The organism is Polyangiaceae bacterium, assembly GCA_016715885.1.
Taxonomy (GTDB): domain Bacteria; phylum Myxococcota_A; class Polyangia; order Polyangiales; family Polyangiaceae; genus Polyangium.
In genome coordinates, this window is the sequence record JADJXL010000018.1 from 24,250 (window position 1) to 51,223 (window position 26,974).

Consider the following 26,974-nt stretch of genomic DNA (forward strand, 5'->3'; position numbering starts at 1 on the left):
GGGCGAGGGTCGAAGGGCGAAGGGTTCAACCTCGGCATGTTAGAAGGCCGAACCTGAGGAAAGCAAGGAGAAACGAGGGCGCTTGTCCGAGTAGCGGCGCTTGTCGAGGGAGCGACGCTGGCTGCTTATTTGGCCTCCAGGATTTCCACGCCGTAGCGTGCATGTACCTGGGTGCACCGGGGTGGAGGGAGCTGCGATGGCGCGGTGGCTTGGGCTTTTCTGGGCGATCTGTGTATCGGTGATGGTGCTCGTGGTGCTGGCAACGAACGCATGGGCCGCACCGGCGCCCGTCGAAGTGTGCTGGAGACCGGACTATTTGCGGCCGGATGACGACACGTTCGTCATTGTCAAAGACCCGAATCGGTGGAGGTTGACCGGCCCGAATTCGGCTTGGGACTCGGCGGTCGATCATTATGTCGTTTACAAGCACAATCCCAAGCTTGGCGCCGATAGCCTCGACAGGTTTCCCGAGGATATTCGCAAGGACGCGCGGCGCTGTGTACCTGCGCCCGCGGTTCAGCCGCCACCGGCCGCGGATCCGCCACCTCCGCCACCGCCACCGCCACCTCCGCCGCCACCGCCGAAGAAGGTTACGCCGAAGCCGCAGCCGGCTCCGAGCAAGGTGAATGGTCCGAAACCGTTGCCCAAGCCGATAACGCGTTCAGCGCAAAAGCCTGCTGCAAGGCCGGAGCAGCCGCGGAGAGCGCCGTCGGTGTTGCCCGGCAGCGAGCGGTTGCTGCCGAAGGACGAGCAAGCGCGCGTGCTCCCGGATGCAAAGGACGCATCGCCATTGCCACGGCCGTCGCTTTCGCATTTCGCGGTGAATTGCGCGGATCGGAAAGCGCGGTGCAAGCGTGACGCGGAGCTCATGCCGGCCGAGCTGCGAGCAACGCTTGCGGCGATCTTGGCGCAGTCGTGTCGAGACAATGCCCGCCCGGATCCTCGACATGTGGGGCAAACGTATCGGGATCCACTGCAGCAACTTGAAACAAAATTGCTCATTGCTGCTCTGAGGTGGGCGGGTGAGCAATTGGCGGAGCCGCAGGTGATTCCGCCGCAGCCGCGCGAGATATTGCCATTGCCGAAGCTCGTGGTGCAAAAGCCGGTCGCGCAGGACGACGCGTTGTCATTGGAAGATCCTCGCGTGCAATTTGGCGGTGGGTTGGTTTCTGGTGGCGCGAGTGGCGCCGTGCCGTTCGGTTCGGCCGGTGCCGAGGTCGCGATTCAACTGCGCCTGCTTCCGAAAGGCACGTATTGGGCGCAGGTGGGGCGTGCGTGTGGAGAGATTGTCGTAGGCACCGGACAGATCGCCCTCGGTTGTGCAGGAATGGGCGCTGGTGCCGGAATGAGCAGCACGGGTGGTGGGGCCATTGTGGGCGTGCCCATCGCCGCGGGGTCGTTTGCCATTGCCACAAATGGCTGCGCGACGCTTGCCAATGGCGTGCGCAATGCTGGGCAATTGCTGAGTGAAGGCGCTCCACCGGACGCTCCCCCTCCGCCGTCACAGGTCAAGCTTCTGGAGCCCAAGCCGAAACCGGCCACGCAAGCGCCGCCGAAGCCAGCGGCTGCACCGCCGCTAGTCGCGGCGAAACCGGCGCAAGCGCCAGTGGCGAAGGCCGGGCAACCTACCACCACGGCTCCCGCGGGCAAGCCGGGACCGACGACCACACCGCCGAAGAAGCGACCGGGGGGTACCAAAACCGGGCCGAACACGACGTCGTGGGTCAAGTGCACCGGCGAGATGCATCATGCCATCTCGAAGAGGATTCACGTTCAGCTCGAGAAGCACCCAAATCTGAAGAACGTATACAAGCACCGCGACGACCGGTTTGTCACGCAGGCACTCGACAAACAAGCGCACCGCGGGTACCAGAAGTGGCATCGGCAGATGGAGGACAGGGTGATCGATTGGCTGAAGCTCGAGCGACGAGCTACCCCAGCACAGTTCGAGGCGTGGCTCCGCAACCTCTACCGAACGGAGAAGGAGCTCAGTTCGCGTTTTCCCAACGGATTCTGATGGGGCGAAAGATGCAGTTTTATGTGTTGAAAGTGCAAGTGGGAGCACCCCACGAAACGCGGTACAACGAGATGAAGCCTGTGCAGGAGGGAGAGGCGCCAATCTGTCCTGCGTGTGGTGGATATGTCGGAATGATCCCAACGCTGCCACCCTTCCGCGCCGAGCTCGTGGCATATGGGAAGGAGCTTGGTGATGTCGCGTTTGGCCCCGGGGACAACCTACTCGTCTCCGACCGATTCCGGCAGGCTTGGGAAAGCGCGAACCTTCGAGGGCTCGTGTTCTCGCCCCTCGAGCGCATCCGCATCCGTCCGGCACGCCTCGGAAAAAAACCGGCCACGTACTTCCACGTCGCGCCGCAATTGTTTGGTACACAAGTGGATCTGGAACGAAGCCGCCTCGAACATGAGGAGCTTATCCAGTGCAACAAGTGCAAATACGGTGGTCTCCTCTTGAGCATCCGCGGGTTCGCCATCGATGAGAAGTCATGGACGGGCGAAGACATTTTCCGCCCATGGGGCTTGTCAGGCGATATTGTCGTCACCGATCGCGTCAGAAAACTGCGTGATGACCACGGCCTGACGAACATGAACCTCACGCGGGTAGAAGAGTTGTTTTGGGATCCGTACTACCGATGGTCGGTCGACGGCGTGAGCCCACCCGACTGGCACGACGGACCCGACGACCAGCGCGCGGCAAACTGAGGGCCGGCCCAAGGAGCCTCGGTAAAACCATCGTCCCGTAAAACGAAATATTGACGCGCGGTGCACCTTGTGCTCGGATGCCCGCCATGACACGCGTCTGCGCACGAGTCTCCCTGGTCGCCCTCTCTCTCGGCCTGGCTGCTTGCGGTGGAAGTGCCGCGCGGACAGAAGTCCCCGCTGCGTCTTCGACCAAGGCGGCCATTGCAAGCGAAAGCGCCGTCGATCGTCCGAGCGAGCCAGCCACTGCAGAAGCGGATAGCGATCCCACGTTATCCCCCGCCGAATACGAAGCCCGTGGCATGCCCTCGATCCAAAACCCCTGGACCGCGATTGATTACCAGCTCGCTGCGGCGGCGCTCGTCGCGATCGCGGAGGAAAACCCAGCACATTTGCCACGTTTGAACAGCAAACAGTCGGGGCCGGTGTTTCGTCGCATCGTGTCGAGGGAAGACTTGCTCGTCTATGCGAACCGAAACATCGATTGGGATCTGCGGCGAGCGAGTCTCATGGCCATTCACGAGAGCATGCTGTCCGTGTTGGCCGTGTATGCCAGAGCGTTCTCCGCAAACCGGGCACTCCAGCGGGAAATACTCGAGCTTTCCGTGAAGGATTCGCATTCTGTGATCGCAATGTGGAACCTCGTCGATGAATTGCCCAAAGACTTACTGAAGAAAACCGCGCGCAATCCAAGTCCGGCGCTTCTCTTGGACGAGCTGCAGGATGGAACCCCAAACATGGTCCGTGCAACGGTGCTGCTCATTGAATTGTGCGAAGAGAATTCCGTACCCACGTGTATATGGCACGCTGGGGAGCTCATTCATGTCTTACCGCCGCTCATCGAACGCATAACGCCTGAGCGACAAGCCGAGGCGAGACAAAGAATTGCCAAGCTCGCCGCATCCGAGCCCAATCCCGCCCTCGCAAAGCAATTCAAGTTGCTCCACGAAGCCGTTGCCGCACCGTGAAAACCAGTTGCACACTGACGCGAGCACTCCGAAGGCTCATCGCACATAGCGCGAGCGCTCGCCCGAGTAGACGGCGAGCTTTCGCGCGAAGAGGCGGCAAAAACAGCAGGTGGGCAGCATGTGCAGCTACCCGTGTCGAGCACGATCCCGACGCCCTGAATGCTCGACCTGCGGTACGTGGCCTGTTCCCATCGAAGCATGGGGCGATGGATTCAATTCACATTGATGTTGCTGTGCCTTTCGATCGCGACGTCGCTATCGGGTTGCGCGGTTGAAGTCACCGAGTGGCGCCTGAAGGCGCAAAGCCAAGCGAAATACACGTACGTTTGTCGAAGGACGCCGGACGTTCCCGAGGGTGTGCAATATTGGGCGGCCAATACGGCGACGGGCGAAACGGTGACGGACCGCGAGCCCGAGCGGTTGCTCGAATTCGCCAAGGTAGCGGACTGGATTTACGAATATCATCCACATGCTCCGGCATCGACGGTCGATCATTTTGTTTTTCCGTACAATCACCTGACGTGTGATTCGGGAATGTGGGTGACGGTGCCGCCGCGCAAGTCGCTGCCGAAAAACGAGATTGATGTGCCGTATGCATTTCGGCAGGCCATGGCGGAGGTGCTCGCGGACGGTTGTGCGTTGCCACCGCCCGAGACGGCATCGATGCAGGGCGTGCGTGAGCACATGGGGCAGCTTCTGACGACGCCGAGGCCGATCGTGATCGACCCCGAGACGGGTAAACCTCGGGACTTCTTGTCGCCGCTGCAGAAGACGATTCTGCATGAGTTGGGGATTCGGGTGTTTTTCGAGGGCGGCGCCGTCCGGGAAAAGGATTTGCCCAAGGGGGCTGACGGCAAACCCTACAAATGGTGGCGGGATCCTAAAATCATAGCGCAGCCGAACGTGCAACGCGTAGGCGGCTTCGTCTCGGGCGTCGCGGTTGGCGTGGTACCTGGTGGTGCCATTGGCTCGGATGTGCTCGTGGAGACGCGTATGTTGCCGCAAGGCAGTCGCGACGCACGAATTGGCAAAGCGCTGGGCGAAATGGCGGTGGGCGGCGGCCAATTCATCGTGGGCATCGGTGGTGTCGTGGCCGGCACCGGGATGAGCGGCACCGGTGGCGGAGCTCCCCCCGGAGCGATCATTGTTTTGGGCAGCATTACGCTCGTGGCCAATGGTGGGGCCACGTTTTGCCATGGCGCCGAGCAGCTCACGCTGGAATTGCTTTTCAAGCGCGACGACACGCCGACGACGGTGATACCCATCGCGCCGCCGCCGCCAAAACCGGTCGCGCCAAAACCGCCGCCTCCAAAGCCAAAGCCGTTACCGATTGCCAAACCGGCGCCGAAGCCGACGCCGACCAAGACCACGACGACGACGCGGGTCAAGGGGGCGCGCGAGCCAACGACGACGACCACGACGAGTCCGTCAGGCACGAGGACGACGACGTGGGTGAAGGGGGCGCCTGGTGGACAACCAGTCATTCGCAATGCACACCTTGCCGGGAAAGTCCATCCCAAAACGAAGGTGCCGTTCGACAAGGATGGGTACCCCGATTTCAGGGCAGCGGGGGTCGTCAAAAAAGAAGTCAAGGTCAAATTTTCTGCGGATCGGCAGAAGGATTTTCGAGCGGCGAACGAGGCGGCAGGGTTGAAGCAGAGGCCCGATGGATATACTTGGCATCACCATCAGGATGGAACGACCATGCAACTCGTTCCTGAAGCTATTCACAGAGCAACAGGGCACACGGGGGGCCATGCTGGGACGAGGGTAATACTGCCATGATCGAGATGAGAAAGCCGGGCAGAGCACTGGCACCAGCGGACATAGCCGCCGTCGAAGACGCGATTGGTTGCGCGCTCCCCGCCACATATCGCGCGTTCCTATGCTCGACCAATGGGGGGCGACCAATGCCGGATACGATCGACATCGAAGGAGCACACTTTCGAAGAACGGATGTAAGCGTGTTTTTTGGCATCGACCGTGCCATCGAATCCGAAAACATACTGTGGAACCTAGACATCATTGATTGGTGCAAGGAGAACAAATTGTTACCCATCGCAGGAGACTCGGGCGCCAACACATTCATGCTCCTCCTTGCCGATGATGGTTATGGCCGGGTTTACTATTTCGACGCTGCCGACAGCCCCCCAACGCCGTACCGCGTTGCCGCAAACTTCAACGAGTTTCTCAGTAAGCTCCGCGAGCCCAAGCCCGATGAGCTGCCATGAGAATGGCTTGTCCCGCCAGGACTACAGCAACGTGTTTCTGCTGGCAAACAGCCTCGAAGAATTCTTGGGAAAGCTCACGAAGTTCGAGGATTGATTCATCCCGAGTCGGGTCGCGTCGAGCTGTATCCATTCCCTTCGGCAAACGCTTCCGCCTGCGCCACGGACAGCTCGCCCGAAAGAAGCCGGGGCAAAAGGGTGTCGCGAAGGGCGGCGAGGGTAATGTTCTCGGATACCAGCACTTCTACGCGAGATTCGAGCGCGCGAATCATGCCATTGAAAGTGGTGAGGAGATCGCGCGGCGCCACCATGATCGGATAGGACAAGAAATCCTCTCGGCTAAGACCCAAATTCGTTGTTCCAGTCGAATGCTGCTGGCAATGCCCGATGGAACTGCGTGAGCGGAGCGGTACAGGACCTCTGCGATAAAGAATCAGCGATTGTCGTGCTTACCGGGTCGTGGATGAATCGCCTCTTTTCAGTGCAGGGCAAGCCACGGCACCCAAAGATCTGCAGACTGCGTAACGTCTTTGAGCGCCCATACGAAAAGATGTCGCCGGGACCGCAGGAAGGACTTCTCTGGAGATTCACCCCATATGTGACGACGTCTGTCGTCACGGATTCCGCGATTCCGCTGAATTTTTGCAAGACCTAGAAAGACTGGACCGGATCGCTGCCTTTGGCGCTGCTTGCCTGTCGAATCGCGCCGCGTTGAAGCTCCACGAATTCACCTACCGTTCCAACCCTCCACCCCCTCGGTATCTCCCCCATGTCCGACTGCACGAATTCGCTCGGGAATAGCTTTGCGGTCTCCGCATCCATCCCGCTCGGAGCGCGTCCCGCCGCTTTCGCTCGAACCGGATCGAAATCCACGAACCACGACTTGAACAGCGCCCGCGCCATCGCCTCCAGCGTTTCGTTCATCCGCCGGTTCAGCTCGATCTTGTCGTCCAGCGCGCCGAGGATGTGCGCAATGGCGCGCTGCCGAGAGAGTGGAGGCAATAAGAATCGAAATGCGCGAATCTGCGCAGGACTGATATGCGGAACAGCAGTCCCTGTTTGCACTCCGAGGATGTATTGAACAAATTCATGACTCCCGATGACGTAGCGAAGAAAGGTGTTGTCGAGGGTCGAACTGCCCCGAAGCCGCGCAGTACGCTGAACAAGCAGCGCCGGGAGGTCTTCGCGCACGATTGCTGCGCGCTTCAAACCTGCTTCAATCCATGGGCGATCCATCGCGAGTACCACATCCCCAGGTGCTAGCCAATATCGCTCTAGATCACTTGTCATGGAGTGCGGCCACCGCCGAACATTATCCCACCGGAGAGATCCCTGAACGATATTATCGCCACCAATGAGTCGGGGATCAGCGGGATCGTCCGAATAGTATTGGCTCTTGAATGGAAAGCCCGTGAGGAGATCTGCAACCTCTCCAAGCTGAACCTCCCGCCACTCACCCATACCCCAACCCCCTCAAATTCTTCCGGATCACCTTCTCCAGCTTCGCCCCTTCTGCGAATTGCGCCTCCAGCTTCCCCACCAGCCGCGCCATTTTTTCATCGAATGGCTCCCCGTCCTCCTCCACCTCTTCCGCACCCACGTACCGCCCCGGCGTCAGCACATACTGATGCGATGCAATCTCCTCCGTCCGCGCGCTGCGACAAAACCCCGCCACGTCCTCGTACGTGCCCACTTCATCCCCTCGCCACACGTGGTACGTCCGCGCAATTCTCGCAATGTCCTCCTCGCTCAGCTCCCGATGCACCCGGTCGATCAGCGTCCCCATCTTCCGCGCATCGATGAACAGCGTCTCGTGCCGCCGATTGCGCATCCGCTTGCCCCGCCCACCGAGACCATTCTTCTTGTCACGCGCCAAAAACCACAAACACACCGGGATCTGCGTCGAATAAAAGAGCTGCCCCGGCAGCGCCACCATGCAATCCACCAAATCCGCCTCCACCATCGCCTTGCGGATTTCACCCTCCCCCGATTGCTGCGACGACATGCTCCCATTCGCCAAAACGAACCCCGCAATGCCCGCCGGCGAAAGGTGATGCAAAAAGTGCTGCACCCACGCGAAGTTCGCATTCCCCACGGGCGGCACGCCATACTTCCAGCGCATGTCCTCCCGCAGCCGCTGCCCGCCCCAATCGCTGTCATTGAAGGGCGGATTCGCCAGCACGTAATCGGCCTTCAGGTCCTTGTGCGCATCACCGTGAAAACTGTCGCCCTGCAAAATCTTCGCGTCGATGCCGCGAATCGCCAAGTTCAGCATCGCCAGCCGCCACGTCGTGTGATTCGACTCCTGCCCGTAAATGGCCACGTCCCCAATGCGCCCGCCATGCGCCTCCACGAACTTTTCGCTCGATACGAACATGCCGCCCGATCCACAACACGGATCGAAGACCCGCCCCTTGTACGGCGCCAGCATTTCCACGAGCAGCCGCACGACGCATTGAGGCGTATAAAATTGCCCCCCGTTTTTGCCCTCCGCCGCCGCGAAACGCGTCAGAAAATATTCATACACGCGCCCCAGCACGTCCCGCGAGCGGTTCTGTTTGTCGCCAAGCCCAATCGTGCCAATCAAATCGATGAGCTCACCCAGGCGGTGCTTGTCGAGCCCCGGGCGGGCAAATTCTTTCGGCAAAACCCCCTTCAGCTTCGTATTGTCCCGCTCGATGGCCAGCATCGCGTCGTCGACGAGCTTTCCAATCGTGGGCTGCTTGGCATTGGCTTGCAGATGCGACCAGCGCGCTTCTTTGGGCACCCAAAAGATGTTGTCGGCGCGGTATTCGTCCGGGTCTTCGGCATCCGCGCCGGATTTCTTGTCGGCCAAAAGCGCCGCGTGTTTCTCTTCGAACGCGTCCGATATGTACTTCAAGAAAATGAGGCCGAGGACCACGTGTTTGTATTCGGCCGCATCCATGTTGTTGCGGAGCTTGTCGGCCGCTTGCCAAAGCTTCGCCTCGAAGCCGAGCGTCGCGCCGGACGTTTCGGCGCTTTGCCCGGCGGGCTTGTCGGCGGAAGGAGCGGCTTTCGCCGGGCGCCCTCGCTTCTTCGTTGCATCGTTCGTCATCGCGGGTCCTGTTCAGCCTGGACGTGGGGCGCGCGATGCTAGAGGGCAAAACGCAAAGACGCAAGGGGCATCGAGGCCCGGAGGTCGGTGGCCCGGACGACGTGGTTCACGCGCAAGACGCGGCATTCACCGCATGAGCGCTCGCGCCGAGGTCACTTGGCACGTCGAGTGACCCGCGCGCGTGAGGCGCAGACGTCGATCCAGACGGGGAGTGCGCCGCGCGCGTGAGGCGCAGAGGCGGATCCAGACGGGGAGTGCACGTTGCGTTGCGCCTCAGGCGCAGATGCGGATCCAGACGGGGAGTGCGCTTTGCGCCTCGGGCGCAGACGTCGATCCAGGCGGGGAGTGACGTTTGCGCCTCGAGAAATCAGTCTTCTTCGCCGCTCGAGTCGCCTTTGCGGCGGAAGCGCTTGTGCCGAGGTTTGGTGGGTTCGAGGAACGCGGCGACGCGTTTGGGTTGACCGGGAAACAATGTTAACAGTTCGCCTTCGAGAATGTCGATTTCTCGATTGATGTCGGCAATGAACAGTTCCTCGGCGGTGTCTTGCAATGCGACGGCTCGGACGGCATTGCGTCGAGCACCCGCGGCCGATTCGAGGTTTTCCGTTGCGACCGATAGGCGCGGCGTCCATTTCGTCGCGAGCGGTTCGTTGGGATTGCGCGCAAGCTCGGCGAGCCAATCTTTGCCTTGCTGCACTTCGCGGTCGACGCCGAAGTCTTGCGTGGCCGAAGGGCTCGCGTTCTTGAAAAACCGCGTATAAGGGGCTTGGTCACGCTTTCCGCCGCTTTGATCGACGACGTCACGGCCAAAGGCTGCGGTTTCGGGGTCCCAAATGGAATCCATGACGGTGACTTTTGCGCGCGCGCGGCCGAGCGCTCGTTCCGCCGCACGCCGCGCCGCGGCAAGCTCGTCGGCCTTGGCGGTGAGGGCATCCCATAAGGGAGCGAGGTGTTTTGCTTCGGAATCACTATCCAAGCCGCTGGCGATGGCTGAGCACACGTCGCCAGCGTCCTGCATCGATGTGGAGTCTCGAAGGTGTGTGGCCATGCGACCGACCGTACATGGAAAGCGCACGGACGGGCAAGAGAATTGTGGAAAAAGGGACGGGCGGTTTGCGAAGTGCGCGCGATGGTCGATAGCGGATCGGTGGCGAGGTCGAATTCGAAAAAGGCGGTTTATTCTTCCTGTGCAATCGGTTTATCGTTCCTAATGCACTTTCGAGGAGGTTCGTCGATGAAAGGCTTGCAGTGGCAGGTGGGGATGCTGTCGGTGTCGTCGCTCCTGATGGTCGCGTGCTCGGACCCTGCAGTGGGAACCTGGGAGGCCGACGAGAAGGCCTCCAATGGTCAACGCAGTGAATTCGTGCTCACGGACGAGGGCGACAAGCTTCAAGGCGAGGGTGACTTTCAGATCCAGGGCATTGGAGCCGTCATCGAATGCACGGGGAAGATCGTGGCCGAAATCAAGCGCGATCGCGAGTACGCGGTCGAGGTGCAGTGGCAGGGAGCCGATGGGTGCGACATGATCCCCGACACGGACTACGACTGCACGCTCGAGAAGGACGATACGCAGCTCGATTGCGGCACCGAAGGCGGCCTGTGGAATCGGATCGAGTGACATTGGCGGGTGTCCCAAGGTTTGACCCGAACAGGTTTGTCGGCGCGTAGGAAATCCAGCCGCGATTGTCCTGGCACGCTCGCGAGCTTGCGCGCGTGATGGGCTGCCCAAGGCATACGCGTTTCTTCACGTCAAGACGTTTCAACGAGGCGTTGCGCGAGCGAGCGCTTCAGGGCCCAACGTGCTCGATGGGCCCACCGTTCACCATGTCTTTCATCCAGCTCGTCAGTGTCTTGGGTCCGACAGCCGTGCTGTAGAACGTATCCGCCAGGAAGACGTGCTCGGTGCTGTTCACGAAGAAGCTGCCCCAAGGGGACGGGGACATCATGTAGTTGTCTCGGAGTGCCAAAAGCCCCGTGGAATACATGGCTGCAGTCATCTGGCTCGGCATGGTGGAGTCGAGGAGTGCGCAGGTGTTCTGTCCGAAGCCGTAAAAAACCCTGTTCCTGGCATCCTCGTTCGAGGCGATGATGCCAAGACGACCGTTTGCGTACTTGGTACCGAGGCACTTGACCAGTTCGACGATACTGGTGTTGGCGCCCGGGCAATCCACGGGGAGGTTGGCGTTCAGCCCCCAGAGCATGCGCATGCGGTCCTGGAGGCAGGGCGCGAGGTACGTGTCGGACATGGGAGGGCCCGAGTCGTCGATCAGGATGACGGACGCGGGGCAGAAGTCGCGTGCGATGCGGTCGTAATTGAAGAAGGCGCCAAAGCCCCCCGCGCTGATGCCGGTGACGAGCACCTTCTCCATGCCGGGGAAGGTCGGGACGATGCGCTTCATGTAGTGACCGACGTTGGCGTATCCAACGAACTTCTGGTTCTGCGGGCCGTTGGGGACGTCGCCGTCTTCATTGCTACCGGCGTGCACGTCGCCGGTGCAATAGGGGATGTAGACGACGTTCCAGTCCTTGACCGGGTTTTCCGTGTTCGTCGGGTTGAAGATGCCAACGTTGCCGAATTCGAACGTCCTTTGGTCGAACTCTGGCTGGCCGAACGGGGGTTTGCTGGCTTCCGGGTCGTTGCACGACAAACCGTTGAAGCAGGACCCGAGACCATCGAAGAAGATGACGAGGTTTTTCGAACCCTGCTTGGTACGGATACCGAAGCCCGTCTCCGAACCGTCGCGGCACTTGGCTTCCGGCACGTCGACCCACTTCCATTCACCGTCCACCAATCCCTCGACCGGGTTGCCAGCGCCCACCGGCACGCACATCATCCCACCGCCACCGCCACCGCCACCGCCACCGCCACCACCACCGGCGCCACCACCACCGGCGCCACCGATGCCACTGCCCGTGCCGTCGCCGCCAGTGCCGCCCGTGCTTTCATCGGCGATCTGGAAGTCGTCAGGGTCGTACACGAGGATGCAGCCCCCGAAAACGGGAAGCGCGACGCAGGCGACCAAGGAAAGGAAGTGTATTCGCATCACAGCTCTCCTACCAGACCGATGCCAGCGCCTCCCGCAATGACGAGCGGCACGGGCGTGAGGCCGCTTTGCTTGGCACTACCGCGGGTCGATAGCAGCAGGAGCACCGCACCCGTCGCGGCGCCTGCGATGCCGACGCCCCACGCGACGGTGTTGCCGACGACGAGCGTCTTGTCCTTGGCAAGCTGATCCTCGTAGGACGCCGGACACGTCGGCACGCCACCGACCTCGGTGCACGCCTCGAGCGCGTCGGATCGGCGCCCGAGCACCATTCCACCCGTGATGCCCGCAGCAAGGAGCGCGGCGCCACCAATGCCGAGCGCGACAAACCCGCCGGTGCGTAGGCCCGAACCATTCGCATTGCCCGAACCATTCGCATTGCCCGCGCCGCTCGCATTGCCCGAACCACCCGCGCCGCCCGAGCCGTTCGCACCGTTTCCATCCGGAGGTGTGACCTCGACGGGCGGGCCGGCGGTCGCGACCACTTCGGTGCGCTCGCCCGGCGCCAGCTCGAGTTCGTGCGAACGGTCTTGCCGGCCGGGGGCGCGGAACACGAGCGTGTGTTTGCCCGGATCGACGGGCATCGGAGCTTCGAGCGCAGTTGGGGCGAGCTGGTGGCCGTCGAGGAGCACGGTCGTCGATGCCTGGTTGCGCGGCATGACGATGTTCAGCCGCGGCACCTTGGGTTCGAGCGCCGCGATGCGCTCCTTGGCAATCGGTGCACGCTTGTCCTTGGCGTCGACGAGCACGAGGCCGCGCTGCCAATGAGCCAGCGCCGTCCCGAGCTTGCCGTCCTGCTCGTCGCACTGCGCGACGAGGAACAGCGTATTCGGCACCGCGAACAATTCGAGGCTCTCGCGCAGCTTGGCGCAGCCCGTCGCCGAGTCACCCTTGTCCATGGCCTCGACGCCCTGCTGAAAGAGCTGCTGCGCGCGCGCCTTTGCGTCCTGCGCACCAGCGGTGGGCGTCGCCGCGAGGGTGACCACGGCGATGGCAGCCGCGCTCCCACCTGTCGGGCCCTGCTTCACCTTGAGCCGGGGCTTCTTCGGTGGCCGATGTGCCCGTGTTTGCCGGTGCCGGACGCGCCTGCGCCGATGCCGATGCCGTCGCGGTGGGCTCGGCGTTGGGTCGCACATCGACGGCCGTCGCCGCCGGCAAGGCCGAAGGCGTGGGGGGCTCCGCCGTCGTGGCCGTCGCGGTGGTCGGCAGGATCTGAGGGGCGGTCGCCGCGGGTGGGGGCGGAGGCGCCGGTGGAGGTGTAGATGCCGGTCGGGTCGTGCGCAGCATCATGAAGCCGGTCCCTGCGAGCGCGCAGAGCAACAGTGCGGCGCCGAACAGCGCGCCGAGCGGCAGTTTGCCGCGCGTTGGCTGCGCGCCGGCCAGGACCGTCTTGGCGCTTCCAAGCTCGACCGACGAGTTTGCCGTTGCGACGACCTGATGCTGCTCGCCCCGCGCGGCGACCGATGCCAGCGCGTCGCGCACGGCCCTTTGCATTGCGCCCGCGCTGGGCCAGCGGTCATTCGGATCGAACGCGAGCGCGCGGTCCACCACGTCCGCCACGTCCGCTGGCAGGCCCGGCAGCAGGCTGCGGATTGGCGGCGCGGGTGCGGTCATCGCCTTGAGCAGGAGCTGGTTGAGCGTTGGTGCATCGTGGACCATCCGGCCGGTCAGCAGCGCGAACATCGACGCGCCCACGGCCCAGAGGTCCGAGCGTGCATCGACGCGGCTCCATTCGCCCAGTGCTTGCTCGGGCGGCATGAACGCCGGCGTGCCCATCATCATGCCGGTCTTGGTCAACTTCACCGCACCGGGCGTCTCGCGGACCCGCGCGAGCCCGAAATCGAGCACTTTCAGGGTGCCGTCTTTCGTTAGAAAGAGGTTATCGGGCTTGAGGTCTCGGTGCACGAGGCCCTTTGCGTGAGCGACCACGAGCACGTCGAGGAGTTGATCTGCGATGCGCAGCGTTTCGCCCAGGCCGAGCTGCCCGTTGGGTCGCGATTCAGCGAGCGCTGCGACGCTTTGGCCTTCGAGCAGCTCCATGACGAGGAACACCGAGCCGTCTTCGGCCACGTCGTCGTCGAGAATGCTGACGGCGCCGGGGTGGTCGACCTGGTTTGCCATGTAGCCTTCGTGCAGGAAGCGCGCGCGAGCTTCGGTGTCCGTCGACAGCTCGAGGTGGAGCATTTTGATGGCGCCGCGTTTGCCGTTGCGGTGCTGGCCTGCGTAGACGGCGGCCATGCCGCCGACGCCGAGGAGCTGGTCGATGCGCCACTTGCCGCGCAGCACGAGCCCGACGCGGGCGTGTGCCTGGCGCGTGATCGGATCGTCGCTCGTCGCCTCGGGTGTTTGCGCGGCGAGGGTCGTATTCACCGGGATCCCTCGGCGCGGCGGGCTCCGCGTAGGCGCAGCGCCCCTGAACCGGGCCGCCCACGTTCCCATTGATATTGGACCCCGCTCACCGCAAGCAAAGCGTACACCTCGCCGCAACTGCGCCGCGATCTCCGAGGCGCAGCTACGCATGATGCGGCGATTCGGTGGCGTGCGGCAAGTGCAAAACGCGCGGTGGGTGCACGACGTGGGCCCAGAGGCGCTCTCAGGTCGTCAGTTTCACGCCGCACACCGCCGTGCTGTCGAACGTATCTGCCAGGAAAACGTGCCCGGCGCTGGGTACGAAGAAGCTACAGCAAGGGGGAGGCGACGTGGCATGCTACCCATGTTGAGCAGGTCTCCGACGCATGGAATGCTTGCTCTCCGGTGCGTGGCCTGTTGGCATCGATGTATGGGGCGGTGCATTCATTTCATTTTCCTGTTGCTATGCCTTGCGAGCGTGACGTCGCTATCGGGTTGCGCGATTGAAATCACGCCGTGGCGTCTGAAGTCCCAAAGCCAAGCAAAATATACCTACGTCTGTCGCCGGACACCGGATATTCCCGATGGTGTTCAATATTGGGCGGTCGATACGGATACGGGCGAAACGGTGACGGATCGCGAGCCCGAGCGGTTGCTCGAATTCGCCCAGATAGCGGACTGGATTTACGAATATCATCCCTATGCTCCGGCATCGACGGTCGACTTGGCTTTCCGTGCAATCACCTGTCGTTACTCGAAAATCTGGTGACGGTGCCCCGCAATCGCTGCCGAAAATCGAGATTGACGTGTCGACGCTATTCCGGCAAGCCGGCGGTAGCGTGAGGACTTCTGATGCGTAGCCCCGGTCTCGAAACCGGCTCCGCGTGAGACCGCGCCGAGACCGATCGTCATCGACCCCGAGACGGGCCTAACCCCGAGACCCTTCATGTCGCCGCTGCAGAAGACGATTCTGCGTGAATTGTCGATTCGGGCTTTCGAGGGCGCCGTCCGTGAAAAGCATTGCCCAAGGATGCCGATGGCAAACCCTACAAATGGTGGCGCGATCCTAAAATCGTAGCGCAGCCGAACGTGCAAAAAGTGGGCGGCTTCGTTTCGGGCGTAGCGGTTGGAGCGCTACCTGGCGGTGCCATGGGCTCGGATGTGCTCATTGAAACGCGCATGTTGCCGCAAGGCACGCGTGACGCTCGCATTGGCAAAGCGCTGGGCGAAATCGTGGTGGGCGGCGGCCAATTCTTCGTGGGAATCGGTGGCGTAGCGGCCGGCACGGGGATGAGCGCCACCGGTGGAGGCGCTGCACCTGGCGCGCTGATTTGTTTGGGCAGCATTACGCTCGTGGCCAATGGTGGGGCCACGTTTTGCCATGGCGCCGAGCAGCTCACGCTGGAATTGCTTTTCAAGCGCGACGACACGCAGGCGACCGTGATACCCATCGCGCCGCCGCCTCCGCCGAAACCGGTCGCGCCAAAACCGCCGCCTCCAAAGCCAAAACCGTTACCGATTGCCAAACCGGCGCCGAAGCCGACGCCGACCAAGACCACGACGACGACGCGGGTCAGGGGGGCGCGCGAGCCAACGACGACGACCACGACGAGCGCGTCAGGCACGAGGACGACGACGCGACCGCGGCAACCTTTGCCAAACCCGGTGAAGGCGCGAAAGCCGCACCAGCCGGACCCGGAAAAGTGGACGAAGAAGGGCGGTACGATTAAAGAGAATGCGGATGGAACAAGGACGTTCACGCGAAAAGATGGGGTGGCAGTCACCTACGACAAGCATGGGTATCCGGACTTTACGGCGTACAGGCACCCGCGGGTGAAGGACGTGCAGATTGAGTTTACGGGGAACTATCCGAAGGACTTCAAGCGTGCAAACGAGGCTGCAAAGCTGGCAGAAACCCCACTGGGATACACGTGGCACCATCATCAAGATGGTAAAACCATGCAATTAATCGAACAAACTGTCCACAGGGACTTCTACCACACCGGTGGTATGGCAAAAGCAAAATGAAAGAGCGAACGATGCGAATGAAGGTCGACAACCCATTTGGTGCTACGTCCAAAGATGAGATTGAGCAATTCGAAAAACGTCGAGGCATCGCGTTGCCGCAAGAATACAAGCGATTTCTGCTCAAGTCCAACGGTGGCAGGCCGGTTCCGGATACATTCGACGTTCCAGGATGGGCACACGATGGAAGCGTCATACACCATTTTCACGGCATTCATTGGGGCGAGTACTACAAGCTGGACGAGGAGTGTGAAGCATATCAAGACCGTATTCCCGCAGATCTACTACCAATAGCAGCGGATGTATTTGGGAATGCAATCTGCCTCGGCTGGAAAGGAAAGCGCCGGGGCAAGATCTACTTTTGGGATCACGAAGACGAGCTCGATGAGAATGGCTTGTCCCGTCAGGACTACAGCAACGTGTTTCTGGTGGCGAACAGCTTGGAAGAGTTCTTGGGCAAGCTCAAAGAGCCCGAGGATTGAGCCATCCCCACGACCACTGCCAACAACCCTATGCAATCGTATCCCAATGCGCGACGACGACGTACGCGACATCGAGACAGCGCTCGTTGGAGCACACCGAAGGCTCGGCGCACACAGCGCGATGGCTCGTTCGAGTAGACAGAAGGCTCTCGCGAGAAGAGCGGGCGGTCATCGGGATAAGCTGCGGCGGTCATCGCAATAAGAGGCGGCGGTCGGGAAGACCGCGACACGAGGTTCAGCGAGCACGAGGGGCCGTCGGATGGACCGCGGGCAATGGTCGAGGTGACCGATGGTCACGGTTGGTACGAGCGCCGTTGGTGGTCGCGAGGTGCACGGGAGCTTGTCGCGCGAGCACCCGCGCTTGGCAGGCCCGGCAGCAGGCTACGGATCGGCGGCGCCCCGATCAAAAGTCGTTGCGTTACCGAAACTACGTGCCGTTCTGGGCGTAATTCTCTTTTAGACGCTAACCGCCGTTGGCATGCCGTGCACGCCCATCGCCTTGAAATGACAAGGTTTTCTTGTTTAGACGATGGCCTCCGTGCCCCTCGTCAGCGTGCTCGATCTGCCTCGACACGCGGGCACACGACTCGTCATACACGCCCCAGGCGCCTCGCGCTGCCAACTCCCAAGCGCGATCGAGATTCCTTTGACCACCAAAGAACACACGCTGATCGTTCGTGCTCCAAACGATCGCGCCAAGCACGACCCGCGGCAGTGGGCCAAGTTCTACGTCAACGTCGCCCTTTGAAGCCCATCATGCCTTGCACCACCGACTCGCTTTCCTCCGCGACGGCGCTCTCTTGCTCCGCACGATCGGCGCAGTCCTCGCACATCTTCTTGCGCTTGCCGCCCACGTTGACGGTCTTCAGCTCATCCACTTCGTTCTTGCATTCACGGCACGTCGGCATGCCCAGGTCCTCCTCGAACAGGCCACAGTGTACATCGCGCCGAGCCGTTCGGGGATGCGCAAAACTTGGCCCACCCTGGACGTTTGCAGGAACATGAAAGGTCTGGAGCATTCGCAAAGGAACGGCTCCAAGAGAAGCGGCTTTCATCATGGAACGACGCTCCGGACCTCGGACGGTCTGCGATTACGGCTTGACGGCTTTCGTGGATGGCTTCCGCCACGTGTGCCGAGCGGTCGATTTGTCCGTGGGGGGACTCGTGTTCGAGCGGTCGCGTAGCCTCTTGGGACGCGACCTGCCTCTGGTGACGGCGTTCGAGCTGAACGTGGGACGAGGTCGTCCGATACGATTGCGAGGCCGCCCCGTGTGGAGTCAAGATCGACTCACGGCAATACGGTTCGTCGCAATCAACGACGCGGATAGGCTCACGATCGCCGAGTACCTCGATCGCAAAATGGTCCTTGGCGATCCGGTACATTGATTGGGTTTCAAGCACGATTGAATGTGCGCTCGTCCGTCACGACGGCATGCACGGGCACGTCGCCGTCGGTCAGCGGAACTTCGGCGAGCAATTGAAAATCGAAAACGACGCCGATGGATAATGCCGGCGGGCAGAATCGCGGCAAGGTGCGATCGTAAAATCCGGCCCCATATCCAATTCGATTTCCCGCTGCATCGAGGCCCAGGGCGGGAACGATGACCACGTCGAGCTCGGTGGCCTCCGGGTCTTCGTAGGCAGGTTCGGCAAACCCGAGGCCACGTTCTTCCATGGCTTGGGGATTTGCAGGATACCGAAACGTCATCACGCGCGTTTCTGGATCGATCGACGGAAATGCGATGGAAACACCTCGCGCGGTGAGCGTTTCGACGAGCGGGCGCAGGTCCACTTCGTTGCGGTGTACGATGGGCCAGAAGAGAGCCACGCGCTTGGCAGCGACGAAGCGAGGGAAAGCTTCGAGCTTGGTGCGGATTCTTGCAGAACGCTCGGCGATCGCGCTCTCGGGGATCGTATTGCGGAGCGCACGAGCGCGTTTTCGCAGCTCGATCTTGGCTCGGTACGCCAGAATTTTCACTGCCTCGGGGTCGAGATCGTCCAGCTCATCCATCGGCCCGAGGCTACACCGGCTGGCGCCTTCGCGCTACCTCGTGCGTTTTCGTCCGGGTCGACACCTACCTTTACGTCGCTCGGCGTGGTAGTACGTTCGGCGTGCGTCCTTGTGCGATCATCCCGGCTTATCGAGCAACACGTACCGTGGCGGACGTCGTTCGCGAAACGCGAGCCCTTTGGCCCGTTCCGGACGCGGTCTTCGTCGTCGACGATGGTTCGCTGGATGAAACGGCCGACCTTGCGCGTGGCGCGGGGGCGATCGTGCTTTCGCATGCGAGAAACCGAGGCAAAGGAGCGGCTTTGCGCACGGGGATGGCGCATGCGGCGAAGCTTGGTTTCGACGTCGCCGTGACGCTCGATGCAGACGCTCAGCATCCGCCTGCCGAGGCTGCGCGGCTGGCGTTCGTCGAGCCCGATCCGAATGCGCTGGTGCTGGGTATTCGGGACCTCGTGCGAGCGGGCGCGCCGCGGCCGAACCAAGTGTCCAATCGAATTTCCAATTTTTATTTGTCGCTCTTCACGGGGCGAATCCTGGCCGACACGCAATGCGGTTTGCGTCGTTATCCGATTGCGACGACGCTTGCGTTGGGCGGACGAGATGATGGTTATGCCTTCGAGGCGGAGATCATCATGCGGGCGATTGCAGCGGGAGTGCGTATCGTCGAAGAGCCCATCGACGTCATTTATCCCCCCGGACGTGAACGCGTGAGCCATTTCGACAGCGTACGCGATCCGGCTCGGATCATTCGGCGTGTCGTTTTGACCATGGTCGACGTGCGACTGAATCCCGTTCGAGTGCCTGCGCCGACGCGTGCCCATCATGATGGCCCCGACCGCATTTCACGCGATTCGTCGCGTGAAAGCATTGCGGGGCTTTGAGCGAGGCATTGGGTGGCGGCGCCGGGACAAATTCATCAGCTCAGCATGGTTCGACGTACGCGGCGCCGTCGAATCATCGCGGTGCTGGCCATTCTGATCATCCTTCCGATCGTCGCGCATATCGTCGTTTTGTTGTCGACGTCGATCGAGCCGCCGCAGATCGCTGCCGTCGCGGGCGATTCGACGACGAAAGGTGACGTGCGCGTCTTCGAGTCGTCTTATGCGCGAAAGCGTGGCGGCATTTTGGAAGTGCGTCTCGAGGGCAGCCCGGAAGAAATCGGTTATCGGCATGCGCGGCTGCTTTATCCGGAAATGGTGGCCAACGAAGGCATCTTGCAGGATCAATTTCGGCACTTCGTCCCGATACCGCCTTTGCGATGGCTGATCATGGATCTGTCGCGCGTGGAATTTCGGCACGTCGATCGAGGCATGCCCGAAATGCGTCGTCGTGAAATCGCCGCGGAGGCTCGAGGTTTCTCCCCGGATCCTTTCGACGGGATGCTTCCCACTTATCACCGATTCGTGTTCTTGCATTCGCTGTACGACATTGCGCTTTCATTCGAGCATTCGCCGCTGATTGGGTGCACGAGCTTTGCGCTTGGAGATGGCGCATTCGAGAATGGCCATGTCGTGCTTGCTCGGAACTTCGATTTCGAGGCGGGGAGCATTTTTGATATTGGCAAAGCCGTTTTTCTGGTGCACGAAGAAGGCGCCATTCCGTATGCATCGGTCGCTTGGCCGGGCCTCGTGGGCGCATTGACTGGAATGAACGCTGAAGGGGTCGCGCTCGTCGTGCATGGAGCTCGCGCGCGCACGCCAAGCTCCGAGGGAGAACCCGTCGTGCATACGACGCGGGACGTGCTTGCGCATGCGAAGACAACGGCGGAAGCCATTGAAATCGTGCGCAATCGTCCCGCTATGGTATCCCATCTGTTGATGCTTGCGGATGCGTCGGGAGATGTGGCGATTGTCGAGCGTGCTCCGGGTGAGCCGATTCACGTGCGTCGGGGTCGAGGCAAAGTGCCGCTGACGAATCACTTCGAGGGGCCGCTGGCGAGCGATCCAGCGAACCGGCGCGTGATCGCGACCACATCGACGAGACCTCGCAGAATGCGCCTCGATGAATTGCTCGAGAAGCTTTCGCCGGGGTCCAACGTCGAAGATGCCGTGGCGATCTTGCGCGATAAACGAGCGGTTGGAGGGGTCGACTTGAGCATGGGGCATCGTCGTGCGATCGACGCGCTCATTGCGACGCACGGGGTTGTCATGGACGTGACGGCGCGTGTGTTATGGGTGAGCGAAGGGCCGCATTTGCTCGGACGATTCGTGCGATTTGATCTGGCCCGGTTGCTCGATGAAAAGTACGAACCGGCGGATGAGCCGCTCGTGACGTTGCCCGAGGATCCCCTTTATCGTTCGCCGCAATATGACGCGTGGAAGCAAGCTGGAGAGCCGCACCAAGGAGAAAACTGATGCATCGACGTGACGTTTTGAAAGTGGCCGTTTGGGCGGGTGGGATTGCGTGTTTGCCGCGTGTGGCGTTGGCGGATGACGTGAGTGATGCCTTGGGCGAAATCAAAAAGGCTCGCGCAGGCTTGAAGACGCTCGTCGGTCCGTTCGTGCAAGAGCGAACGATTGGTTTATTGGCAACGACGGTCAAGAGCGACGGCGAGGTCACGATGGTTCTTCCTGACAGACTTCGTTGGGAGCTGAAGCCACCGGATGCGGTGACGTATTGGATTGGCCCCGAGGGATTTTCGTTTTCGACGCCGCAAGGGTCGACGAAGGTGGGCAAAGCTGCGGCGGGGCGATTCGGCGCGGTGCTCGGCGACCTGATGATTCTGCTCGGCGGGGACCTCGAAAAGCTCCGCGCTCGGTACGATTTCAAGGTACCCAGCCGCAAAGACGGCATTACGCTGCGCGCCTTTCCGAAAGCGGAAGACGTGAAGAAACACGTCAAGCGTATCGAAATGCGTTCGGGGCCCGAGCTTTGGACGATACGCGAGATCACGATCGAGGAGCAAAGTGGGGATCTCAGCGTCATCCGTTTTGGAAAGATGGTGCGCGACGTTCGAGTGGATCCGTCGAAAATGGCTCCGCGGAAATCCTGACGTCGATTGACGATGGTCTCGTTTCATTCCCAGGAAAAACCCGAGCGCACGTGATGCGAGTTCCTTTTTTCGACATGCGCGCCGAGCTCGAGCAAGTGCGCAATGAAGTCGATGCAGCCATCCGGCGGGTGCTCGATTCGGGCGCATTCATTGGAGGTGCGGAGGTCGAGGCATTTCAGCGTGAGCTCGCTGGTGCTGCGCATTGTGGGTATGCCGTTGGCACGAGCTCGGGGACCGATGCGCTCGTTGCATTGCTCATGGCGCTCGGCGTGGGGCATGGCGATGAAGTGGTCACGACGCCGCTCACGTTTTTCGCGACGGCTGGAGCAGCGGCGCGGCTCGGTGCGCGCATTGTATTTGCCGATATCGACGACCCTACGTTGACGCTCGATCCAAATCTAGCGCTCGCCGCATGTTCGCCTCGCACGCGGGCGATCATCACGGTGCATTTGTATGGCCATCCGGCGGTCGTTCCGGATGCTCCCGTACCGATCATCGAAGATGCGGCGCATAGCGTCGTGGGTGTTCCGCTTCGAGGTGTCGCGGCTGCGCTTTCATTTTTCCCGACCAAAAACCTGGGCGCGCTGGGCGATGCGGGTGCTGTCGTGACGAACGATGCACACTTGGCCGATCGGATCGCATTGCTTCGAGGTCAGGGGGCTCGGCCGAAATACCATCATCTTGCGGTGGGCGGCAATTTTCGCCTCGATGCGCTTCAAGCGGCGGTTCTTCGCGCCAAACTTCCGCATCTTGCCGAATGGAATGCTCGGCGCAGAGCGCACGCCGACCGTTATCGAGCAGCGCTGGGTGCTGCGAACGTGCCGTCCGACTTACGGCTTCCACCGGATCATCCGCAGCATGTGTACCATCAATTCGTCATTCGAGCGCCGCGTCGGGACGAGCTTCGACGCTACTTGGCCGATGCGGGTATTGGTACGGAAGTGTATTACCCCGAACCGCTTCATCTTCAGCCGTGTTTTGCGGAACTCGGATATCGACCGGGGTCTTTGCCTTTGGCCGAGCGAGCGTGTGCGGAATTGCTGGCGCTGCCCATTCATCCTGCGATGGCGGCACAGGCGGAGGAATACATTGTCGATAAAATCGCAGCTTTTTATCAGCAGTGATACTTCGAGCGAGTTTTCTGGTATGCTTTGCGAATGATGACCAGATCTCCATACACTTTTTCTGCGTGCGCGCTGCTCTTCGGTCTTTTCGCGACGGGGTGTGGGTCGAATGATCCTGCGCCGGCGAAAGCCGACCCGCTTCCCATCGGGCCGCTCGAGGTGCAGACCGACAAAGGGCCGGTCGAAGGCGTGACCATTGGGGCGACGCGTGCATTCTTGGGCATTCCTTACGCAGCTCCGCCCGTGGGCGATTTGCGCTGGAAGCCGCCCGTGCCGCACGAGCCTTGGACGGAGACTTTTCAAGCGCGCATGAAAGGGGCGCCGTGCGCGCAGATCGGTCTCATTGGCGGGATGCTCGATTCGGCGTCGAAAGAAGATTGCCTCACGCTCAACGTTTGGGCGCCGGAACGCCTCGCGACGCAAGCTCCGCCGGTGCTCGTGTGGATTCACGGTGGGGCGTTCGTTTTGGGTAGCAATCGAGACTTGATGTACGATGGTCAAGTGCTCGCCGAAATGACGGGTGCGGTCGTCGTCAACATCAATTATCGTCTCGGTGCATTCGGGTATCTCGCATTGTCGGAGCTCGAAGCCGAGGATTCGGCGCATCCGTCGACGGGCGTGTATGGTCTCGAAGATCAACGCGCAGCGCTCGAATGGGTAAAGAACAACATTGCTGCATTTGGTGGTGATCCAAATCGGGTGATGCTATTTGGTGAATCGGCGGGAGGCATCAGCACGTGCATGCAGATGGTTTCGCCGCAGAGCAAGGGCTTGTTTCAGTCGGCGGTCATTGAAAGCGGCCCATGCGATAGCGTGACGGCCAAGGACAAGGCATTGGCGCTGGGCGCTCAATTCGTCGGAGCGCTCGGGTGTACGGGAGCGCCCGACGTGCTTGCGTGTTTGCGCGGAAAAACCACATCGGAGGTCGCCACTGCATTGCCGTCGAGTACGGATTTGATATTCGGCGACGGTGCGCGCTGGTTCCCGGTGCTCGATGGATGGTTCCTCCCTGAAAAACCGCTTACGTTGCTCGAGTCCGGCAATTTTAATAAGGTTCCGACGATACTTGGATCCAACGCGGACGAGGGGTCGCTCTTTTTCTATTTGGGCGACACGAAAATCGCCGACGATGCGCAACTCGAAACATTCGCGGAGCAGCTCGTGCCCGGGCATGGCAAAGACGTCGTTGCGCAATATTCGAGCGCCACGTATGGCACGGCGCAAAAGGCGGCCGAGGCAGCCGTGGGACATGCGGGGTTCGTTTGTCCGACGCGTCGAGCGGCGCGAGCGCTCGCGAAGAGCGGCACGCCTACGTACCAATATCACTTTACGTATGCGCCTCCAGGGAGCTTGTTCCCCGACCTCGGGGCATTCCATGCGGCGGAGATCAAGTTCGTTTTCGGCATTCCGTCGCAGCTCACACCTGCGCCGCTTTCGGACGAAGAGCTTGTGCTATCGAGCGCAATTCAGGGCTATTGGTCGCGCCTCGCTGGCAGTGGTGATCCCAATGGCAAAGAAGCTCTCGCCTGGCCGAAGTACGATGCGGCCAAGGACGAAACGATGGTCCTTGATTTGACGTCCAAGGTCGAATCTGGGGTGAACAAGGACATTTGCGATTTCTGGGACGGGCTCGAGGTTCAAGTGCCATAACAGTCCAGCGTTGTTACCGTTCAAAGCATCCCGACCGGATCGACGTCCACCACGACGCGCACGCGGTTATCGAGGTCCCCCAGCACGGTCATGGCAGCTCCCGCTGCATGACGCAACGCTCGCCGATCGGCGGACCGCAACAACACGCGAAACCGATAACGACCTCGCAATCGAGCAATCGGTGCCACGGCTGGCCCGAGCACTTCCACTGCGCGGGATGCCCCGTCGGTCGATGCGCGAGCATATGCCGCGATCTTCCCCGCTGCACGACGAGCCACTTCTTCATCGAGCGCATCGATACGAAAAAGCGTGAGTCGTTTGAATGGAGGATATCCGACCTCGGCGCGGTCCACCAATTCATGATCCAAAAAGCCTTGCACGTCGTGCTGCATGGCGAAACGAATGGCCGGATGTTCCGGCGAGCGCGTTTGAATGATGACGCGCCCTGGACGATCGCGCCTTCCTGCGCGTCCGGCGACTTGCACGAGCAATTGAAATCCCCGTTCGCTCGCTCGAAAATCGGGCAGCGACAATGCAGCATCGGCATTGAGCACTCCGACGAGCGTTACCGTCGCAATGTCGTGTCCCTTGGTGACCATTTGCGTGCCCACCAAAATGTCGATTTCGCGATTTCGCATGCGCGTCATGATTTCTTCGGCTTTGGTGCCATCCGCGACGTCTCGATCGAGCCGCGCGACGCGCGCATTCGGAAATGCAGACGCTATCGTTTCTTCGAGGCGTTCGGTCCCAAGACCCTCGAGGCCGAGCGATGGAGATTGGCACGACGAACACGCCGTGGGCATCGGCCCTTCCCAATCGCAATAGTGGCATCGCAATCGCCCGCCGCGCGATTTGTGGTACGTCAGGGCCACCGAGCAGCCCAAACACGTCTCCACCTGACCACAACCGTCACACACGACGCTCGGCGCGAAGCCTCGTCGATTCAAAAACAATATGACCTGTTCGCCTGCAGCCAGTGTTTCGTCGATGGCGCGGTGAAGCGGCAAGGAGACGAGCTTATTTCCCGTGGGTCCCGCGCCAATACGCCGCAAATCCACGGTGGAGACGACTGGCAGCGTCGCTTCCCGGTGAGCTCTATCGGGCAGGCGCAATTCGCCAAGTTTGCCTCGACGCACCAAATCCACGGTTTCGAGCGACGGCGTTGCCGATCCGAGCAGGGCCACGGCACCCGCGCGATGCGCTCGCAGGAGTGCCATGTCTCGCGCATGATATCGCACGCCTTCTTCTTGTTTGAACGACCCGTCGTGTTCTTCGTCGACGATGACCAGTCCCAAATTGGAAACGGGCGCAAAAATCGACGACCGTGCACCAATCGATACGCGCACGCTGCCCGAGCGCAATCGTTTCCACATCGCATGGCGATCCGCTTCCGACAAACCGCTGTGCAGCACGGCCAAATCGTCGCCGAATCGAGCGCGAAAGCGGGCCACGAATTGAGGCGTCAGGGCAATTTCGGGCACCATGACGACGGCGCTTCGACCGTGCGACAAACACGCTGCAATGGCGCGCAGGTACACCTCGGTTTTCCCGGATCCCGTCACGCCAAATAATAAAAACGCAGCCTGTTTTCCCGCATCGAGCGCCGCTTCGATTTGGTTTGTCGCGGCAAGCTGCGCCTCGTTCAGCTCGGGCGGCTGGTCGCGCGGCTCGGGAAGCGCGAAAAACGCATCGCGCGGGGCTTCCCGATCTTCGACGACGACCAGGCCCAGGGCCGCCAGCTTTTTCACCGCCGCACGTGCATTACCGAATTTGTCTTCGAGACGCGCGATGGGCGCTTCGCCATTCGATCGCAGCAGCGACAGCACCGCTGCGGTTTGTCCGCGTAATGTTCCCGGCTGTTCGACGACGTCCGTTGCCTTGGCAAATGCAATCCGCCGCCCGCCAACTTGTTTGACGCGACCAAGCGTCCCGACGAGCTCGCCTTGGGCCTGCATTTCGCGCACGCTTTCGCGCTCCATCGCGGGCAAAGCCAAGCGCAAGACTTCGCCGATGGGCGCAAAATAATACGCCGCAAGCTCCTTCATGAACACCAGCAATTCCGGTGGAAGCACCGGATCGGCGTCGATGACACGTACGATGGGCTTCAGCCGCACGCCTTCGGGCGCGTTGCCTTCGAAGGTGGACAAGACGACGGCGAGCACTTGTTTTCGTCCGAATTCACAGAGCACGCGCGTGCCCGGACGCACCTGCCCAGCGAGCGCGAGCGGCACTTCGTACGAAAACGCCCGTGCAAGCGGCACGGGAACGGCGACTTCAGCGAGCAGCGGCATGGGGACCGGCAAGACGTAC

At 61.3% G+C, this 26,974-nt stretch carries 25 protein-coding genes; 15 read left to right on the forward strand and 10 right to left on the reverse strand.

Features of this window, described 5'->3' with window-relative positions; genetic code table 11:
- Positions 1–196 precede the first annotated feature (196 nt).
- The 5 genes from IPM54_21305 to IPM54_21325 all read left to right on the forward strand — a co-directional run bounded on the left by IPM54_21305 (position 197) and on the right by IPM54_21325 (position 5,914).
- On the forward strand, positions 197–2,017 hold the full coding sequence (locus IPM54_21305) for a hypothetical protein (GenBank protein ID MBK9262328.1): 1,821 nt from the start codon (positions 197–199) through the stop codon (positions 2,015–2,017).
- Complete coding sequence (locus IPM54_21310) at positions 2,017–2,718, forward strand: hypothetical protein (protein ID MBK9262329.1); 702 nt, start codon at positions 2,017–2,019, stop codon at positions 2,716–2,718. The genes IPM54_21305 and IPM54_21310 overlap by 1 nt, the downstream gene beginning before the upstream one ends.
- A gap of 86 nt (positions 2,719–2,804) precedes the next feature.
- Entirely contained in the window at positions 2,805–3,683 is an 879-nt protein-coding gene (locus IPM54_21315) for a hypothetical protein (protein MBK9262330.1), read from the forward strand.
- Positions 3,684–4,727: 1,044 nt separating this feature from the next.
- A complete protein-coding gene (locus IPM54_21320; GenBank protein MBK9262331.1) occupies positions 4,728–5,468 on the forward strand; it encodes an HNH endonuclease in 741 nt (246 codons plus the stop codon).
- Complete coding sequence (locus IPM54_21325; GenBank protein ID MBK9262332.1) at positions 5,465–5,914, forward strand: SMI1/KNR4 family protein; 450 nt, start codon at positions 5,465–5,467, stop codon at positions 5,912–5,914. Before IPM54_21320 ends, IPM54_21325 begins: the two co-directional genes overlap by 4 nt.
- A gap of 95 nt (positions 5,915–6,009) precedes the next feature.
- On the opposite strand, the gene IPM54_21330 is transcribed toward IPM54_21325, so the two are convergent.
- From IPM54_21330 to IPM54_21345, 4 genes are all read right to left on the reverse strand, one after another.
- Positions 6,010–6,237 carry a hypothetical protein gene (locus tag IPM54_21330; protein ID MBK9262333.1) on the reverse strand — a complete coding sequence of 76 codons (228 nt, stop codon included), beginning with the start codon at positions 6,235–6,237 and terminating at the stop codon, positions 6,010–6,012.
- Positions 6,238–6,562: 325 nt separating this feature from the next.
- Positions 6,563–7,372, reverse strand: coding sequence for a restriction endonuclease subunit S (locus IPM54_21335; GenBank protein MBK9262334.1), 810 nt, complete (start codon positions 7,370–7,372; stop codon positions 6,563–6,565).
- On the reverse strand, positions 7,365–8,987 hold the full coding sequence (locus tag IPM54_21340; GenBank protein MBK9262335.1) for an SAM-dependent DNA methyltransferase: 1,623 nt from the start codon (positions 8,985–8,987) through the stop codon (positions 7,365–7,367). The genes IPM54_21335 and IPM54_21340 overlap by 8 nt, the downstream gene beginning before the upstream one ends.
- A 367-nt stretch (positions 8,988–9,354) precedes the next feature.
- Positions 9,355–10,035: a hypothetical protein gene (locus IPM54_21345; protein ID MBK9262336.1), complete on the reverse strand. Its 681-nt coding sequence runs from the start codon at positions 10,033–10,035 to the stop codon at positions 9,355–9,357.
- 186 nt (positions 10,036–10,221) lie between these two features.
- On the opposite strand from IPM54_21345, the gene IPM54_21350 reads away from it, so the two are divergent.
- Positions 10,222–10,605: a hypothetical protein gene (locus IPM54_21350; protein ID MBK9262337.1), complete on the forward strand. Its 384-nt coding sequence runs from the start codon at positions 10,222–10,224 to the stop codon at positions 10,603–10,605.
- Positions 10,606–10,774: 169 nt separating this feature from the next.
- Here IPM54_21350 and IPM54_21355 read toward each other — a convergent pair whose 3' ends face one another.
- From IPM54_21355 to IPM54_21365, 3 genes are all read right to left on the reverse strand, one after another.
- Positions 10,775–11,965: a hypothetical protein gene (locus IPM54_21355; protein MBK9262338.1), complete on the reverse strand. Its 1,191-nt coding sequence runs from the start codon at positions 11,963–11,965 to the stop codon at positions 10,775–10,777.
- A gap of 65 nt (positions 11,966–12,030) precedes the next feature.
- Entirely contained in the window at positions 12,031–12,930 is a 900-nt protein-coding gene (locus IPM54_21360) for a hypothetical protein (GenBank protein ID MBK9262339.1), read from the reverse strand.
- Positions 12,917–14,470, reverse strand: coding sequence for a serine/threonine protein kinase (locus tag IPM54_21365; GenBank protein ID MBK9262340.1), 1,554 nt, complete (start codon positions 14,468–14,470; stop codon positions 12,917–12,919). Before IPM54_21365 ends, IPM54_21360 begins: the two co-directional genes overlap by 14 nt.
- A gap of 388 nt (positions 14,471–14,858) precedes the next feature.
- Here IPM54_21365 and IPM54_21370 point away from each other — a divergent pair, with 388 nt between their 5' ends.
- From IPM54_21370 to IPM54_21380, 3 genes are all read left to right on the forward strand, one after another.
- Positions 14,859–15,149 (forward strand): hypothetical protein, encoded by a 291-nt coding sequence (locus IPM54_21370; protein MBK9262341.1) that lies wholly within the window; start codon positions 14,859–14,861, stop codon positions 15,147–15,149.
- Between the two features lie 251 nt (positions 15,150–15,400).
- On the forward strand, positions 15,401–16,408 hold the full coding sequence (locus IPM54_21375; protein ID MBK9262342.1) for an HNH endonuclease: 1,008 nt from the start codon (positions 15,401–15,403) through the stop codon (positions 16,406–16,408).
- Between the two features lie 17 nt (positions 16,409–16,425).
- On the forward strand, positions 16,426–16,887 hold the full coding sequence (locus IPM54_21380; protein ID MBK9262343.1) for an SMI1/KNR4 family protein: 462 nt from the start codon (positions 16,426–16,428) through the stop codon (positions 16,885–16,887).
- A 731-nt stretch (positions 16,888–17,618) separates the two neighbouring features.
- Here IPM54_21380 and IPM54_21385 read toward each other — a convergent pair.
- Positions 17,619–17,795: a hypothetical protein gene (locus IPM54_21385; GenBank protein ID MBK9262344.1), complete on the reverse strand. Its 177-nt coding sequence runs from the start codon at positions 17,793–17,795 to the stop codon at positions 17,619–17,621.
- A gap of 148 nt (positions 17,796–17,943) precedes the next feature.
- On the opposite strand from IPM54_21385, the gene IPM54_21390 reads away from it, so the two are divergent.
- Positions 17,944–18,273, forward strand: a complete 330-nt coding sequence (locus IPM54_21390) for a PilZ domain-containing protein (GenBank protein ID MBK9262345.1) — start codon at positions 17,944–17,946, stop codon at positions 18,271–18,273.
- A gap of 7 nt (positions 18,274–18,280) precedes the next feature.
- Here IPM54_21390 and IPM54_21395 read toward each other — a convergent pair whose 3' ends face one another.
- A complete protein-coding gene (locus IPM54_21395) occupies positions 18,281–18,898 on the reverse strand; it encodes a 5-formyltetrahydrofolate cyclo-ligase (GenBank protein ID MBK9262346.1) in 618 nt (205 codons plus the stop codon).
- A 101-nt stretch (positions 18,899–18,999) separates the two neighbouring features.
- Between IPM54_21395 and IPM54_21400 the strand changes: the two genes are divergently transcribed.
- From IPM54_21400 to IPM54_21420, 5 genes are read left to right on the forward strand one after another with little or no spacing between them, the layout of a single operon-like run.
- Positions 19,000–19,779: a glycosyltransferase family 2 protein gene (locus tag IPM54_21400; protein MBK9262347.1), complete on the forward strand. Its 780-nt coding sequence runs from the start codon at positions 19,000–19,002 to the stop codon at positions 19,777–19,779.
- 45 nt (positions 19,780–19,824) lie between these two features.
- A complete protein-coding gene (locus IPM54_21405) occupies positions 19,825–21,252 on the forward strand; it encodes a hypothetical protein (GenBank protein MBK9262348.1) in 1,428 nt (475 codons plus the stop codon).
- Positions 21,252–21,890: an outer membrane lipoprotein carrier protein LolA gene (locus IPM54_21410; GenBank protein ID MBK9262349.1), complete on the forward strand. Its 639-nt coding sequence runs from the start codon at positions 21,252–21,254 to the stop codon at positions 21,888–21,890. Before IPM54_21405 ends, IPM54_21410 begins: the two co-directional genes overlap by 1 nt.
- A gap of 53 nt (positions 21,891–21,943) precedes the next feature.
- Positions 21,944–23,014 carry a DegT/DnrJ/EryC1/StrS family aminotransferase gene (locus IPM54_21415; GenBank protein ID MBK9262350.1) on the forward strand — a complete coding sequence of 357 codons (1,071 nt, stop codon included), beginning with the start codon at positions 21,944–21,946 and terminating at the stop codon, positions 23,012–23,014.
- 36 nt (positions 23,015–23,050) lie between these two features.
- Positions 23,051–24,664, forward strand: coding sequence for a carboxylesterase family protein (locus tag IPM54_21420; GenBank protein ID MBK9262351.1), 1,614 nt, complete (start codon positions 23,051–23,053; stop codon positions 24,662–24,664).
- 20 nt (positions 24,665–24,684) lie between these two features.
- Here the strand turns inward: IPM54_21420 and priA are convergent, their stop codons facing one another.
- A complete protein-coding gene (gene priA, locus IPM54_21425; protein MBK9262352.1) occupies positions 24,685–26,955 on the reverse strand; it encodes a primosomal protein N' in 2,271 nt (756 codons plus the stop codon).
- Between the last annotated feature and the right edge of the window lie 19 nt (positions 26,956–26,974).